Here is a 15,944-nt window from a genome sequence, read left to right on the forward strand (position 1 = left end):
AATTGATCTCTTTCACAAGAATAGGGTGCTCACTTTGAACCGGAATCAATTGCTCTCTTTTACCGGAATGGGGTGCTCACTTTTACCAGAATTTGCACTATATTGTAACTTTATCGTTTTCTTTATAAATATTCTCAGTTAGTAGTTTATTAATGTACGATGTAATTAATTTGAACGTACCGATCCGTATGTTATTGAAACCATCAGAATATGTATTACTAAAAATATTTATATATATAATTCAATAATATTTAATGATTAATTATTTCTAAGTTCAATTTTTATATTAATTCATATAAAATCTTATGTTACAAACTTTATCTTTCTCTACTTTTTAATGGTCGATTATAAATATTGTCAAAAGCAAGTTCTGCCTGTTCTCTAATCATTTTTGAGCTATCTTTCATTTTATGGACAATTATTTTCCAAGAGTAATCAGAATATGGCTGTTGATTAATATTTATTCCCTCAACCCCATCTTCAATTTTTAAGCAAATGGTATATTTCGTTTTGTGTTTAGAAGAATTTTTATTGTAATCTAGATTGAATAGATGACTCATAATTCTGTCCTTCACAAAATATGAATGTCCACGGTAGATAGCCTTAAAGTCATCAATTTCAAATAAACAATTATTGTTTTCAAATTTTAAATCCGTCATTAAAATATAAAATCCTGGCATAATAAATTTCTTGAAGTTCATGCAGATGTTTAATATCAAGAACTTGAAAAGAATTTGAATGGCTTGTATAATCACATTCTTTTAGATATTCAATTATTTTAGTGCGAATTCTTTGTTCTTCTTCTTGAATTCTAATTTTACTTTCTTTAATAATTTTTATCATTGCAATCGTTTATTATTTTTAAATTTATTGCAGCTCTACTCAGACTGGTTCTTTAAATATTCGTTTAGATTAACTATAATTTCTTTCTTCTTAAAGTCTTCTTTTATTATCAAGAATAGTTTGTCTGGGTTAGCTGTAATAAAATTTTCTGCTCGATATATGTTTGAAGATTTAAACATATATTAGGCAACGTTTTCCCGCTCCTAGACTTTTGAAAGTTAAGAAAACAAGTCTTTTTCGGCTAAACAAACAAACCACAAAAAACGATAATTCCACTAAATTTTACAAATGTCTTGAAAAGTGTGTTGGCAGATGCCTTTTTTTTAGTTATATATCTTTTGTGATATTAACTCCGACAAATAGAAGTCCTATTGTTTTTATAAATAAGTCTGCATCTGTGTAAAAACATAAAGTATCGTCATAATCGTGTAATACTCTATTTCTTAAAGCGTGTATTCCTAACAGGATATGTGCTTTAAAAGTGTCTGGAGCTAATGTATTATTCATTAAGTTGCCTATAAAAACAGGGAATTGGGTATTAAAATGATTGTCATCAAGAAGTTGTTCAGTTGCATATAAAGCTGTATATCCACCAATAGAATTTCCTAAAATTGTTGAAACATTTATATTAATAGTACTAAGAGTTGGAGGTGACAACATTCGACCAATTTGTCTATCCTTTCTTCTAGGAATTGTTGTTGTTACTTGGCTGTAGTCTTTTATTATTGATTCATTTAATATACAAAGACTATTTATAATTTCTTGAGCAAACATTTTATTAATCTGTAACGAGTTATTATGTGATTGTATTAAACTAGAGACTTGAACATTTCTCAAACCACTTGAAAGTAAACTTATTGCATCTGTTCCTGTTAGTGTTGATATTAAATTTTTTAGGTCGCTATTTATTAGTGTTGGATATTTTGAAAAACAATTTGAAATAAATAAATTATTGGAATATGCAATATTTATTGGCCTTATTATTGTCTGTTCTGGTAGTTTGTTAATCAAACTAGATATAGAATTCTTAATACCGGTTTTTCTTTGCTTTTCTTCATTTGCCAATTCCCAACTTGCCATTGCTTCAACAGCATTATTTGCTGAAATTTGTAACAGAGTTCTAAGGATATATAGATTTTCCTTGTCTACTAAATTTGCATTGTTCAGTTCATAATTTTTTATTACATCTAAATAACAATTAGTCATTTCATAATGCATTGCAATAAATTGATACAATGGCGTTTCCGCATAGAAGTTATACAAACTATCATAAAGTAAAGAATCTTTAATCCCATTTTTTAAGTTTTCTTCAAGTTCATCTAATAGACGATGTTTGGAAATGTCATAGAGTTCTCTCAGTCCTTTGGTAGGTTCATTTAAGTAGGAAAGGTATATTTTAGAATTATAGGACATAACATCTTTAAAGAAAATAACTGCTATTTTTCTTTTGAGGTTAAACCAATATTTATTTAATTTCATTATTTTTTCGTTATTTTTTAGGGTTGCTGCAAACGTTGTGGTTCTTTGAGATGCTTTGTAGTTCGTAACCTTTCAATTTTCTGCTTAGCAGAAAAGTTGATGTGAAACGATAATTCCGCTAGCTAGCAAAGTAGTCTTTTTTAGTATTCTTTTACTACTTCTGTTTTGTGAATCTTGTAATCAATACTTTCGGATTTTATAACTTCACCTTCGTATTTAAGAAAATTATATTTTGTTTTTGTAATTACTGGATTTCCTATCAATATTTTTTCTTGCTTTTCTATTGTTCCCCCGTTTATTAATTTAACAAAATATTTTTCACTACAACCAAGACAGATGCTTTTAGTCGGCTCTAATTCAAAATCTTCATATTCAACTTTAGAGTTATTAATTTTTTTTTGAATAGTTACTTTATAAGCTTTAGTTTCAGAATTATTTTTTAAGATTAAAGTTTTCGTTTTTTCTAAATTCTTTACATTTTCTTTTTTAGCAATTGGATATTTTTTGAGTATTTTATCGTGGTATTTAGAAGTTTCAATATCTCCAAATCTATTACCGCCATCAATTCCGTCAGCTTTTGAGTAATGATTGTTAATTCCAAAACAAGTTAATTCCTGTCTACAAGAAAAATTATCTTTCGATTCGATGATTTTCACATCATTACAAGAGATTAAGATGAATAAGAATGGTAATGAAAATATCTTTCTCATTTTTTGCGATTGTGATTTAAGATTACTGCTCCCTTTTATATAAAAGACATGTATTGGACTAATTACATCAGAATTATGCTGGATTTGGGACATAAATAAGATTATATATTTAAAATTTTGGTATTAAATTATATTAAAAAACTAAAACTCCAATTCATATCCCATTCTACTTGCTAAATTTTTACAAATGGAATATGGAAATTTATTTATAGATGAGAAAAATGCTATTTTTTTAAGGTTCTCTTTTTGAGTTTTCAAATCAGAGTCACATAATTTAGCCAAATCACTTTTGCTGAAATTGACACCTTTTTCCAATCTATTTAAATATTTATTTAGATCATTATTCAAGTCCAGATATTCATCATCATTTAAAAAGAACTTTTCAAAAATTTCTATATATTCTTCTATAGTAATCTTTCTGTCTTTTCTAATAAATCTATCCTCAAAACAAATTTTAAGCCATTTTGTTAAGGTTCTCTTATTGCAATCGAATTCTTTAGCAATAGTCTCTTTAGTTACATAAATTATTCCTTTTGCCAGATTTTTGCTTTCTTCTCTGTTTTTACCATCAAAATTAATGTCAAATAGAGTTTCAAAATTATACTCTGCGAAAGGTTTCTGAATCGCAAACATCTTTTTTAAACCCTCATAATCAGTAATTAAATTAACTAACTCATCTCTGTTCTCTTGTAGTCTAGAAGTCGCTTTAATTAATTCTGTAATATTATTAAATTGTAATATTTCTTCTATTTTCAACCAAAAATCTAAATTAGTTTCAATTTTCAAAATTTCAAAAATTTCTTTATCAGTATTTGATTGTTCTTTTAATTTATCTAAGCGAGATAATAATTCTTTTTCACCTCCATAAAACATCACGAAAAAATTATTAGTCAATTCCTCTTCTTTCTCAAAAGACAATCTCTTATAATTTTGTAAAAATTTATCTAACATACAAATGGTCGTAACTCAGCAGAGGATTACTAGCTAAACTAGTAAATTATATTAAAGCTTAATGATAAAAGTCTAAATAAATATTTTTGAACTTATTTTATATTAATCATGATTAAATTCCCAATCATCGCCAAAATTATCATCATCCCAATCAGAATCATCATTTTTCTTAGCATTTACTTTTGTATTACTCTTTAAATGGGATTTAAGATATTCAGTATTATTAGGATTTAATTGATTCGATCTGTTATCTACTGATTTTTGCTTTGTTGAACTTATTGTAATTTTTTTTGCAATTATTTTACCGATAGCAATTTGATTTTTTTTTGACATTTTTTATATAATTATAAAGTTAATATTTCAAAAATAAGACAAAGAAAAAATGTCAATCCAAATTATGCACGATAACTAATTATCTCTACGTATTGTAGTCTTTACAGAAATTAATAAAATAGTTATTGAAAATGAATAGACTCTTTAATTTTTTCTTTTCTTTTTTGTTATCAGGAAGATCTAAAACTTAAAACCAATAGGCTTAACACCTTGTATTTATTGAGTTTATCGGTTCAAATTATGCATACTAAAATTAAGAAAGCAAATTAGTTTTGATTATAGGTGTTAAAGAAAGAAACATCGTAAATTCACTATTAGTTTTGTTAATTGACCGTATTCCTTTTTAGTATGTTCATTTGAAATATTTATAGTATTTTCACAATTTTATAATAATAGCATATGAAATTAAAAGTAATTATTGTTGACGATGAAACCAACGCTCGAAGTGTTATAAGAAGATTGTGTATCGAACACAGTGAGCGAATTGAAATAGTTGAGGAATGTAATGCTGTCAAAAGTGCTGTAGCTGCCATTAGAAAACACAATCCCGATATCGTTTTTTTGGATGTTGATATGAAACCGGAAAATGGTTTTGAATTGTTCAATTATTTTGACACTATTAAATTTGAAGTGATTTTTACAACAGCCCATCAAAAATATGCTATACAGGCCATTCGCAGCAGTGCATTGGATTTTTTATTGAAACCAATTAGTCGAGAGGATTTTGCTATTTCAATTTCCCGATTTGAAGTTAATAAATTAAAAAAACTTAGTTTTGATCGTTTTAAGTTATTGATTGAGAATATAAATAATCAATTTACAGATAAACATAAAATTGCTTTTCCGTCGAAAAACGGTTTTGATATTGTACAAGCTAATAGTATTGTGTACTGTAAGGCAGATGGAGAAAATACTATTGTAAGTACAATTGAAAGAGATTATTACTCAACTAAATCTTTAAAAGAAAACTTTGAGTCTTTGCAAAATCTTTCATTCATAAAAGTACATCGAAGTTTTGTGGTTAATGCAAATTATATTATTAGTTATAAAGCCAACAGCTCTCAATTAGAATTGATCACAGGCGATATGATACCTTCATCTAAAGGAATTATGAATAAAAAGGAACTTATAGATGCTATTACGAAATAAGTTCTTTTATTTTTCATTTCTTTATTTTTTACATTTTTCTGTTTTTTCCCAATATTTCCCTTCAAAAAATTATTCTACCGCAGAGGGGCTCCCAAATAATGCAGTTCGTGCTTTATTCATAGATTCTAAAAATGTTTTATGGATTGGAACGGAGAATGGTGTTTCACGTTTGGAAAATGGTTCTTTTTCTAATCTTGATCAATCCGATGGTCTGGGACATAATAGCTGCTGGGATATTACAGAAGATCCTAATGGAAATATGTGGTTTGCCAGTTATGGTGGCGGGGTGACAAAATTTGATGGAGAAAAATTTACTGTTTTTACTTCAAAAAATGGTTTATTAGCCGATAAAGTTCGAAAAGTATTTTCTTTTAAAAATAAAATTTATGTAGGTACAGAACAAGGAGTTTCTATAATTGATATTAAAACAAACCAGTTAACTTCACCAAACGTTCCTTCTCATGAAGAAGATTTTATATGTATTTCCTTTTTCAAATATAAAGAAGAAGTTTATTTTACTTCTATTTTTAAAGGGCTGTATAAAATTGATCAATCTGGAAGAATACCTAAAATTTCACCTGTCGTTTTACATAAAAATTCATATAGTTTAGGTTTATTTAATAACATACTTTACAGTGGTAATGAAGGTTTTATTGATCAATACGACATTGAGAAAATTAAAGAAGGAAATTTAACTTCAGTTAAATTTGGAAAATCATTTGTTTGGGAATTTGCCAGAGATAAAAGAAATTCAATTTTTGCAGCAGCCTGGGGTGTTTATAATACAGATGGTGGACTATTCAAAATTGAAAACAATCAAATGACAGATGTATCTGATTTCTATGGCATTGACTCAAAAGTACTTTTGAATGTAGTTTATGATAATGTTAAAGATGTTTTGTATGTAGGATCAAATGACAAAGGGATTTATGAAGTAAGACTTAATAAAATGATTGATTTTAATAAATTTGATGAAAAGAAAATAATTGGATTTGAAAGTATTGATAATCAAAAGGTGATTTTACACAATGAAGGAGTTACTTTTTTAAACTTAAATAATTCAATTTTAAAAACTATTCCACTCATTGCTTTTAAAGATTTTGAAATGAAATTTTTAAGAGAGCATAAAAATAATAAAACTATTCAAAGTGTTGAATCCAGAGATTTTAGATTGAATTTTGATATTCCGGCAAAGGGAATTGAATTTTATGAAATGATTCGTCACAAGAATTCATTTTGGATAGGAAGTAATATCGGAATTTTTGAGATTAATGCTCTGGGAAATATTTTAAATTATATACCCAAGCACAGCTTAAAAATAGGTTTTGCTTATAATGATAAATTTATTGAAACCATAACTTATGCAGGAACTAGGGTTTATGATAATGTATATAAAATTAAAAATAATCATTATTCTAAATTCGAATCTAATACCCCTCAGTATATTGTCAAGATTCTAAATCACAATAATAAAACCTATCTTATATCTGTTTTTAATGGACTTTATGTATATAAAAACGACAAATTCCAATCGTATTTATTTGACGGAATTTGGAAAGAGAAAAAATTCAAGCATATTACCGTAAATAATAAAGGACAGCTTGTTCTGGCAGCAGAATTTGGAAATGTATTTATTGTTGATGATTCAAAATCATTTAAAGTTGTAAAAACGATTTCTAAAAATGAACTTATCGGCAATACAATTCTTTTTCTAGAATCTTATAAGGACTTTCTATTAATTGGTACCGAAAAAGGAATCAATATTTACACAAATGGAATAGTTCGTCTTCTGGATCAGGAACAAGGACTGAAAGATTGTGTCATAACTACCTCAAAAATTTTCAAAAATGAGTTGTGGCTGGGGACCAATAAAGGATATTATAAAATCAATTTAAAGCAGCTTTTACAAAAACAAATTAAGGTTAAATCTATTGTGATCAGTAAGATCTTAATAAATAATATGCCTTTAGATTCTTCACATAAAAATTGGTTTCAATACAACTTAAAGAAATTAAAATGCGATTATAAGCATAACTCTTTTTTAATTGATTTTTTACCAAAAGGACACGCTTTTCCAAAGAAATTAAAATTTAGATACCGACTTAATTCTAAAAACAGATGGAGTCCTTATAGCGATAAAACTACTGTGTTTTTGCCTTATTTGCCATTTGGAAACTACAATCTCCAAATTGAAGTGCTGGATATGAATGCTGGAATTTCAAGTATCTTTAATATACTTGAAATTGATATAGCACCACCATTTTGGTTTACTTGGTGGTTTATTACTCTTGTTACAATCTTGGCCGCTGGTCTTATATCTTTTTGGCTTTTGCATAATAAAAAGAAAGCTAAGGAAAAAGAAATAATACGGCGAAGAATAGCCGAAACCAAACTGGAAGCATTATTGAGTCAGATGAATCCACACTTTATGTTTAACGCTATGAATAATATACAAGGTTATATTATGAATAATGATGTTGAGAATTCATTGAATTATATTCAGGCATTCGCCAGGCTAATGCGAAAAACATTGGAAAACTCTTCCCAGCAAAAAATTACTTTGGAAGAGGAAATCGAATATTTGAAATTGTATATAACTATTGAAAATATGCGATTTGATAATAGAATACATTTTGAATTTAAAATTGATCCCGAAGTTGATCCCTATTTCTATGAAATTCCCACAATGTTGCTGCAGCCTTTTGTAGAAAATGTTTTTGTTCATGCATTTGATTACACCCACAAAAATCCGAAATTAATTATTTCTTTTTCAATATTGAATGAACATATTTTGGAATGTAAAATAATTGACAACGGTGTAGGATGCAGGGATAAAGAAATTATAAAAACTCATAATTCTAAAGGAATTAACCTGGCAAAGGAACGCTTGACGTTATTAAAAGGATCATTCGAAAATAAGATTGATGTTCAACACATAGAAAAAAGTGGAACCACAGTTACCATCCATTTAAAAGTGTAATCCTTTTTTGAGATTAAAAACAGTGCCCTTACCTTAAACTGGTAAGGGCATTATTTGTTTATGGGTAAAAAAGAGGGGATTCATAAGGTGAAAAGATGCTTTCACTGGCAAAATCATTAAAAGTAATTTTAAATTTTACTTTTGAAAAAAAATACAATATAAGCCTTTTAGTTACATTACAAAAAGTTTAAAAGAAGCATAAAAATAAAAAACAAAACATGGATTTATTGACAATTGTTAATGCAGTCTCTCCTTCTTTTGATTCAATTAAGACCGAAATTGCAGAATTAAAAAAGAGTAACCCAAATAAATCAAAAGATGAACTAGCTGATTTATTTGGAAACAGACTCCGCAAAAAATATACTTCAGTGGGTATTGCGAGCGCTTTACCTAGTGTAATTCCAGGTATTGGAACTGGTGTGCAGATTGCAGCTGAGATTACTACAGTTTCCGGAGATTTGGCTTTAATGTTAAGATGGATGGCTTCAAGCTGTTACGGAATAGCCTTAATTTATGATAAAGACATTAATGCAGAATTTAATGTTGAATTCATCAGAATATTGGGGCTTTGGTGTGGAGTCATTCAGTCTGCTAAAGTAATGAGTACTAAAGTGGCAGCAAAAATTGCTGCTGTTCAATTTAACAAAAATGTTTCGGGCAAAGTTTTGCAGAAAATTAATCAAAAAGTAGGAACTACAATTGTGACTAAATACGGTGCTAAAAGAGGTGGTGTTGCTTTAGGAAAGTTAATTCCTTTTGGTGTAGGTGCTATCATTGGTGGAGGATTTAATTTTTATACAATGAATCACTTTAAAAAAGCAGCTATCGATTATTTTAAAGCAGGTGAAGATTCAGAATATGTTATATATGAAGAAATATAATTATTAAAACCGGGTTGAAACTTTCTTGTTTTTAGTCTTTTGTGAGCCTTAAACGAATAATAAAAAGTAAAATTTAAAAATGAAAATACTACTAATTTTTATTGCACTGTCATCAATTTCAATTGGAGTTCATGCTCAGGACTTAAAATATGAAACTATTTGGTCAATGTACACTGAAAAGAAATTGACGAAAATGCCCAAGTATATCATTGAAGAAGCTGAATCTTTTTCGATTATAACATGGAAAGATAAAACTAGAAAAATTATTATTTCGACTTCATCTCCAGATGGCGAAGAGAAGATTGTAATGAACGTCAATGAAGTTACTAAAGAAACTGGTAAAACTATTTATAAAGGTACAGGTCCAAATGGTAAGATGATTGTCACAATTGATACCTTAACCAAATGGATAGTTATAACCAATGTATTGCAGGACGGCAGCTCAATGTATGAATACCATAAAGTGTAATGGTAATAAAAGTTAATCAAAAAATTAAAGACAATTGAATTATGATCAAAAAAATAATATTTGGATTATTATTAGTTTTTGCAATATCGCTAAAAGGCCAATCAAAAAAGGCACCGTTATCTTATGAGACTAAAGTAAAAAACTATGTTCTATGGTTTGAATCACTTCCAGATCACAAAAAGAGGGAAGAATCTAGGATACTAGTAATGAAATTAAATAACATGTCGCCTTATGATAGAGGAATGTGGTTAGCTACCTCAGCCAAATATGAAAAAAACAAAGATAAACCACCGGTTAAGGAGGTTCTCATTGATAGTTTAACCAATGAAGGCGTGAAAAAGAAACTATATGCAGAGATCGCCAAAAGTGTTGAAGCAAAAATAGACACAATTAAAATACTGAGCAGCTCAATTGGCAAAGACAGGACGATTGCATCAAATGCTAAAATACGAAAAAAAATCGCTGACTGGAAATTTGTAATTGCTGAATCAAGAAGAAAACAGGACAGTATGAGTAAAATACCTAGAGATATCAATGATTATAAAGCATATAACGCACATCAAAGATTAATCGAATCTTTCGCGGAAAGAGCTGAAGAGGGTGAAAGAGAAATTATACTTTTTAGAGATGATCTTATAGTATATAATGAAGATAGTAAATATGGGCCTAATTATTGGAATTCTTATTTAATAGACGAATATGAAGTAGAAGTTTACATATCTGTACCACATAAATTAACAAATGAAGAATTAGACAGCGGGATATCCAGCGGTGTGAAATTTGATAAACATAAAATAAATTACTTTGCTAAATTTGACAGAGGTTTTAAAGACGGGAATAGATGGGATGAATACAGCCACATCTATTTGCAATTATTAAACCAGGATGAGGATTAATTAAAGAAAAAAAGGATATACAATTTTCCAAGAGTCAATAAAATCGAAAAAAAAACATTTTAAACGAACTAAACAGATATGTTCTAGTTGCAATTTTTTATAACTTGATAAATTATGGATTGATCCGGTTGAATATCAGTATTAATTAACAGTGGCGGGTAACAATCTAGGTTTTAGCATGAACAATAAAAAAAAGACATTATGTTTTTCTAGGACTGCAAGTTTTAATTTTACTTATTAACTTTTAAACTCTGAAAAATTATAAGTTAAACTAAAGAACCAGCCTGCTTTTGGAAAAACTTTAATTGTTGGAGGAGATTCTGGAATCTCTTTTTTCAAATATTCTGTATTGTAGTTATAGTTTTTATCTAAAATTTTGGCTTCTCTTAGAACTAATCCTCCTGTAATTACAAGCCTATTTTTATATCCCAATAAAACGGAAGCTCCTAAGTGGAAATTTACTCCATCGAAAGCCGTGGTTGTACTTAAACCTGGACTCAGTGCATAATTTACTGATTTACCAGTTCTACGGTAAATATGCATTAGTGCTCCTAAAGAAAGTAGAATTCGATCCCCGCCATCTTTATTTTTAATAGTAACAGTTGAATCTGTAATAGGTTGATACTGTAATTCCCGTCCCATAAAGTCATCATTACCGCCATTAAAAAATATACCAGTACTGAAATCAATTTTCCAGCCACCTTTTGTTTTCAATGTTTCTAAAATATGTACTTTATCAGTTAAATTACAGGGCAATAACTTATCTGAGGTGATTTTTATATCAAATTTCGTTTCATCGGTCTTCACTAGTATCGGTTCGCTCGTAAAAGTAAAATTTGACTCATTTATAATATTGTAATTGTTAACTAACTCGTTAATTTTATTTTCATCTCTAAATTTTATCATCGTCGCAACAGATTCGTTGGTTTTAACGATTACTGCATTAATAGAATCTTTTAATTTAGTATAACTTTCATTTTCATCTTTAGCTTTTTCGTAGGCAATTAAGGATCTGTCATATTTCGCATCCTTTTTGTTTACTGGCTCTTTTTCCCATTTCAGTATAACTTTAGTATTGCTCTTTATTTCTTTGTCAATTTCATAAGTGTATTTTGGAACTACAAGATCTAATTGATCTCTTGCTGTTTCCGATGAATTAATTACGTTTTCAAGTGTTGATTTAATTTTATCTGATTGAGTAGCTCGATCGGTAACCTTTGATCCCAAGTACGTATTTACCTTATCTATTAAGTTTTGCTCAATTATTTTATATTCTGTATTACAAGTGTTAAATAGATTTATAAAATCATTATTTAAAACGGCTGTCTTTTTAAAGGTTGCATTGGATTCATTTATAGTCTTTAGATGACCCTCAATAGTTGTTTTATAATTACTTCTACTAATGGGTGATGCGGCTAATGGGCCTGTTGTAGATGAAATTTTGGGTACTGCTAAATTTAAATAACCAGGCAGTTTTATTCCTTTAAAAATATCAGGCATGGTAGCGTTGACATTTTCAGAAGTTATGGCACTTTCAACCTTATATAAATTTCGATTGATATTTTCAATTTTTAGGATATATTTCGTCTTATATTCTAAATTTCTATCTTTAAGTTCTTGACCTGGTTTTAAAAAGTCAATTTTTATAGTCTCTTCATTTTGCGCTAACACTTGATGAGTAAATAAAACACAAACAAACATAAATAAAAGGGCTATTTTGTTTTTCATAATGTAAAAATTTAAGGGTAGTATTTACTAATGATTTGTTTATCTTTATTAGATAACTCCTTAGGCCAATGAATTTCTTTATTATTTTTTGTTAAGAATGCCGGTACCGCATATATCATAATTGATTTGCTATCAAATTCTGTGTATTTTATACCTTTTAATTTATAAAATACGTTATTATCAACCATTGCAGTATCCCATTTATATTCATCCATATAGTACTTATAGACCGCAGATGAATCCCACAGAATTGGTGATCTTGGATTTTGCAGTTCGTGCTCCAGACCTATTGCATGCCCAAATTCATGTAAAACGACTCTTTTAAATTCCTCTTCTGACTGGTGGTCAAGATTTTCTAACCAAAGTGTTGGCTTCGCGTTATAAATATCGTCCTCTGCAGAATTGCCTATAGCTGAAAGATAACCGTTATTACCTCTAAAGGAAATTCGTATATCTGAATCGAAAATATCAGTTGTTAAAACGAATTTTATATTGGCAGATTTTGACCATAAATTAGCGACAGCTAATGTCTTCACCATTAAATCATAATCGTTAATGTCAATGAAGTTGACATTAAGTTTTCTTTTTCTCCATTTGTACGGAGGATTAAAAACGCCCTTATTAGGATTAAAATTGGGATGATTGATCCTTAATTGCGAAGGTGGTACTCCGCAGACGAAATGCTTATTTTCTCTTTTCCCAAAGAAGAACACATAAACCAGTATTGCTAGTACAAGAAATACTAAAAAGATAACAATATTTTTTTTTGCCATACTATTAGTAATTTTAATCGTACTAATTTATAACAAATTAAAAAATATGAAACACGTATTTCTACTGGATTTATAATTTCAAAAATAAAATTACTTATTCTAACTTTTTCTTTTTAAACTAGTTAAATTTTAATTATTTTATAGTTATTAAATTCTAAATCCTCTTTTTCGAGAAGAAAGTTTTTGTTGAGAAAATACAGAAACCTGGGCAATGGCTTCCTTGAATGTCGGAATTGAACCTATTGAAAGGTTTTTTAGTTCCGATTTTTTCAAAAGTTGTCCGTATCTGTCTTTACATGTAATTTCCATTTTTTTTATATCAAAACCGTCGTTCTCTTGTCTTACCCAAAAATCGCATACAATACTCGGATTATCATCTCCTGACCATTGCAGATAAGTCGTTAGTAAAAAGTTGCCGTCTCTATTATATCTTTCTTTACCATTGTTACAGGCTTCCATATATTCGGTAATGCTTTCTTTTAACTTTCCCGGATAGGCTACTGCCGTTTGAAAGGAACCATTAAAGCCTTTGTTTATTAGAATTTTTGCGAATGTGTCTAAATCAGGTAACTGTTTCATAATTTTAAATTTTAGTTTGTTATTTTAATATTCTAGTTTTCAATACGGTGAATTTTTAATATTGAAACCTTTCGAGTTATTACATATATAAATACAATATTATTAAGCCTAAGCTTTCAATATTGCTGGAACAAATGATAAGCTTTTTGTTTATTTAGTAGATATCCTTAAACTTAAGGGACTTTGTATTTCATACAATTAGATTCGCTTTGTATCAGTCCCATTTAGGCTAGTTGCAACTTTTTGATAAACTCGGGCAATCAAATACTTTCAATATTAAACCTCTGTCAACTCGCTTAAAACTTGGAAATCTTCAAGTAAAAGGTTCGAATTTTGTACCAAGGAGTTCACAAGAAAAAGACAAAGCCTGTGAAGCATTGATTTTACAGGCTTTTTTTGGTTCGACAAAATTTTCTGCAATTTTGAGTAATTGAGAAACCCTTGTATTTATTGAGTTTTCCGGTTCGAACCCTGTAAAGATTTTTAACTTATAATTTACACTTTTGAAATTGCTTGACTTTTACCTTATCGTTGTTAAAAAGAAAAATGGAGTAAATTCAGGTACATTTTTTCTCAATTCGCTATCCATTTTTTTGGTATTTCTATAAAAACACTTAATAGATTTCGCAAGTTATTCAATAAAGCATTCAACCTGCTTTCGAAATAAAAAAAGCAATAAAAGCTTATTTTATTTTTTTTCGGCAAAATATATCGTAATATTGCAATATAAATATAAAACGATGGGAGCTACAAAAACAGATCACTTTACAGATAATCAAAATGAACTTGCCGTTTTGGCTAAAGCATTAGGGCATCCTGCCCGAATAGCCATAATGGAATATTTATTAAAAGTAGACACTTGTATATGCGGAGATATAGTTAATGAACTTCCACTTTCGCAACCTACAGTATCGCAGCATCTTAAGGAACTTAAAAACGCTGGTTTGATAAAAGGCAGTATTGATGGTAACTCTATTTGTTACTGTATTAATGAACCAGGATTAGAAAAGATAAAAGGTTTTTTCGAACATATCACAGCTCATCTTGAAAAAAAGAGAAACGAGTGCTGCTAATCTTCTAAATATGGAAATCAGAAAACTATTGGATGCCGATTGGCCACAGGTTAGGTTAATTTACGAAAAAGGCATAAACACAGGCAACGCCACTTTTCAAACCACTACACCAACTTGGGAAGACTGGAATGATTCGCATCTTGCCACTTGTAGAATTATTGCCGAAAGTAATCATTTAATTAAAGGATGGGCAGCACTCACTCCTGTTTCTTCAAGATGTGTTTATGCGGGTGTAGCCGAGGTAAGCGTATACGTTGATACTGAACATTCCGGAAATGGAATAGGTCTTGCGCTTTTAAATGAGCTTGTTCATCTGAGTGAGGCCGAAGGCATATGGACTTTACAAGCTGGTATATTTCCTGAAAACACAGCAAGTCTGCGCATCCATGAGAAAGCTGGATTCAGAATATTAGGCATTCGCGAAAAAATCGGGAAACAGAATGGAATCTGGAGAGATACTGTACTTCTGGAAAGACGAAGCGAATTGATTAAATAATTACAAATAGTATAACAGCATAAGTAAATTAATTATTGCTCATGCTTTTGCTGTAAAGGAAAAAGTTATAAATTTTTAAAACACATAAATTATGAAACTTTCAGAAATTAAACAAGTATTAAAAACAGTTGAAGCTGTAAATTTCGAACTACCGAACGGAACTTTTGTACCGGAATATTTCCATGTGACTGAAGTTGGTTTGATTACTAAAAATTTTATTGACTGCGGTGGGGTAGTCAGAAAAGAAACGGTTGTGAATTTTCAATTATGGGATGCCAATGATTATGAACACAGACTAAAACCTCAAAAATTAATTCATATTATTGAACTTTCTGAAAAGGTTTTGGGTATTGAAGATCATGAAATTGAAGTAGAATATCAGGACACCACAATTGGTAAATACGATTTAGATTTTAATGGTAAAAATTTCATCTTATTAAATAAACAGACGGCATGTCTGGCTCAGGATCAATGTGGCATCCCGTCTGATAAATCTAAGATAAAATTATCTGAATTAAATGCTGACAGTACAGATTCATGCACACCTGGCGCAGGCTGCTGTTAATTTTTAAACTATAACCTAAATTTTTATTTTTCAATACCA

16 protein-coding genes are annotated in these 15,944 nt (G+C 29.2%); 8 read left to right on the plus strand and 8 right to left on the minus strand.

What is annotated here, in order from left to right; translation table 11 throughout:
* Positions 1-317: 317 nt before the first annotated feature.
* From ACHZDT_RS11230 to ACHZDT_RS11250, 5 genes are all read right to left on the minus strand, one after another.
* Positions 318-701 (minus strand): hypothetical protein, encoded by a 384-nt coding sequence (locus tag ACHZDT_RS11230; RefSeq protein ID WP_394774719.1) that lies wholly within the window; start codon positions 699-701, stop codon positions 318-320.
* 469 nt (positions 702-1,170) lie between these two features.
* Positions 1,171-2,322 carry a hypothetical protein gene (locus ACHZDT_RS11235; RefSeq protein WP_394774720.1) on the minus strand — a complete coding sequence of 384 codons (1,152 nt, stop codon included), beginning with the start codon at positions 2,320-2,322 and terminating at the stop codon, positions 1,171-1,173.
* 140 nt (positions 2,323-2,462) lie between these two features.
* Positions 2,463-3,032 carry a hypothetical protein gene (locus tag ACHZDT_RS11240; protein WP_394774721.1) on the minus strand — a complete coding sequence of 190 codons (570 nt, stop codon included), beginning with the start codon at positions 3,030-3,032 and terminating at the stop codon, positions 2,463-2,465.
* A gap of 141 nt (positions 3,033-3,173) precedes the next feature.
* Positions 3,174-3,983, minus strand: coding sequence for a hypothetical protein (locus ACHZDT_RS11245; RefSeq protein ID WP_394774722.1), 810 nt, complete (start codon positions 3,981-3,983; stop codon positions 3,174-3,176).
* A gap of 102 nt (positions 3,984-4,085) precedes the next feature.
* Positions 4,086-4,316, minus strand: a complete 231-nt coding sequence (locus tag ACHZDT_RS11250) for a hypothetical protein (protein ID WP_394774723.1) — start codon at positions 4,314-4,316, stop codon at positions 4,086-4,088.
* Between the two features lie 399 nt (positions 4,317-4,715).
* On the opposite strand from ACHZDT_RS11250, the gene ACHZDT_RS11255 reads away from it, so the two are divergent.
* From ACHZDT_RS11255 to ACHZDT_RS11275, 5 genes are all read left to right on the plus strand, one after another.
* Entirely contained in the window at positions 4,716-5,465 is a 750-nt protein-coding gene (locus ACHZDT_RS11255) for a LytTR family DNA-binding domain-containing protein (RefSeq protein WP_072959177.1), read from the plus strand.
* Positions 5,449-8,445, plus strand: a complete 2,997-nt coding sequence (locus tag ACHZDT_RS11260) for a histidine kinase (RefSeq protein ID WP_394774724.1) — start codon at positions 5,449-5,451, stop codon at positions 8,443-8,445. The genes ACHZDT_RS11255 and ACHZDT_RS11260 overlap by 17 nt, the downstream gene beginning before the upstream one ends.
* Before the next feature lie 218 nt (positions 8,446-8,663).
* Positions 8,664-9,326, plus strand: coding sequence for a hypothetical protein (locus tag ACHZDT_RS11265; protein ID WP_394774725.1), 663 nt, complete (start codon positions 8,664-8,666; stop codon positions 9,324-9,326).
* Between the two features lie 79 nt (positions 9,327-9,405).
* On the plus strand, positions 9,406-9,795 hold the full coding sequence (locus ACHZDT_RS11270; protein ID WP_072959173.1) for a hypothetical protein: 390 nt from the start codon (positions 9,406-9,408) through the stop codon (positions 9,793-9,795).
* A 41-nt stretch (positions 9,796-9,836) separates the two neighbouring features.
* The gene (locus ACHZDT_RS11275) at positions 9,837-10,691 is read left to right on the plus strand and encodes a hypothetical protein (RefSeq protein ID WP_394774726.1); all 855 of its coding nucleotides are present in this window, start codon (positions 9,837-9,839) and stop codon (positions 10,689-10,691) included.
* 237 nt (positions 10,692-10,928) lie between these two features.
* On the opposite strand, the gene ACHZDT_RS11280 is transcribed toward ACHZDT_RS11275, so the two are convergent.
* From ACHZDT_RS11280 to ACHZDT_RS11290, 3 genes are all read right to left on the minus strand, one after another.
* Positions 10,929-12,419 (minus strand): hypothetical protein, encoded by a 1,491-nt coding sequence (locus ACHZDT_RS11280; RefSeq protein WP_394774727.1) that lies wholly within the window; start codon positions 12,417-12,419, stop codon positions 10,929-10,931.
* A gap of 11 nt (positions 12,420-12,430) precedes the next feature.
* Positions 12,431-13,192 carry a M12 family metallopeptidase gene (locus ACHZDT_RS11285; protein ID WP_394774728.1) on the minus strand — a complete coding sequence of 254 codons (762 nt, stop codon included), beginning with the start codon at positions 13,190-13,192 and terminating at the stop codon, positions 12,431-12,433.
* Positions 13,193-13,339: 147 nt separating this feature from the next.
* Positions 13,340-13,771 (minus strand): hypothetical protein, encoded by a 432-nt coding sequence (locus ACHZDT_RS11290; RefSeq protein ID WP_394774729.1) that lies wholly within the window; start codon positions 13,769-13,771, stop codon positions 13,340-13,342.
* A gap of 740 nt (positions 13,772-14,511) precedes the next feature.
* Between ACHZDT_RS11290 and ACHZDT_RS11295 the strand changes: the two genes are divergently transcribed.
* The 3 genes from ACHZDT_RS11295 (at position 14,512) to ACHZDT_RS11305 (ending at position 15,905) form a co-directional block, all read left to right on the plus strand.
* Complete coding sequence (locus ACHZDT_RS11295) at positions 14,512-14,844, plus strand: helix-turn-helix transcriptional regulator (RefSeq protein WP_230717865.1); 333 nt, start codon at positions 14,512-14,514, stop codon at positions 14,842-14,844.
* A 10-nt stretch (positions 14,845-14,854) separates the two neighbouring features.
* A complete protein-coding gene (locus ACHZDT_RS11300; protein ID WP_394774730.1) occupies positions 14,855-15,340 on the plus strand; it encodes a GNAT family N-acetyltransferase in 486 nt (161 codons plus the stop codon).
* A gap of 91 nt (positions 15,341-15,431) precedes the next feature.
* Positions 15,432-15,905: a DUF6428 family protein gene (locus ACHZDT_RS11305; protein ID WP_394774731.1), complete on the plus strand. Its 474-nt coding sequence runs from the start codon at positions 15,432-15,434 to the stop codon at positions 15,903-15,905.
* The last annotated feature ends 39 nt before the right edge of the window (positions 15,906-15,944 follow it).

The organism is Flavobacterium sp., from assembly GCF_043722275.1.
Taxonomy (GTDB): domain Bacteria; phylum Bacteroidota; class Bacteroidia; order Flavobacteriales; family Flavobacteriaceae; genus Flavobacterium.